Source organism: Staphylococcus sp. KUGN1 (assembly GCF_045984185.1).
Lineage (GTDB): Bacteria > Bacillota > Bacilli > Staphylococcales > Staphylococcaceae > Staphylococcus > Staphylococcus warneri_A.
Genome location: NZ_JBJQIL010000031.1, coordinates 1 through 261, shown reverse-complemented (window position 1 = coordinate 261; position 261 = coordinate 1). Strand labels below are relative to the sequence as shown.

1 protein-coding gene is annotated in these 261 nt (G+C 47.9%); it reads right to left on the bottom strand.

The features are described from left to right. Positions 1–261: hypothetical protein (locus ACJQQZ_RS12590; protein WP_408023178.1), on the bottom strand; the 261-nt coding region annotated here is incomplete at both ends.

The window sequence follows — 261 nt, the reverse complement described above, 5'->3', positions numbered from 1 at the left end:
TCAGTAAGCGCAAGTGATTCAACGTCAGTAAGCGCAAGTGATTCAACGTCAGTAAGCACATCAGATAGTGCATCAACAAGCACAAGCGTATCTGACTCAAACTCAGTAAGCGCGTCTGACTCAGCGTCAACAAGTGCATCTGATTCAACATCAGTAAGCGCATCTGACTCAGCGTCAGTAAGTGCAAGTGACTCAGCGTCAGTAAGCGCAAGCGACTCAACATCAGTAAGCGCGTCTGACTCAGCGTCAACAAGTGCATCT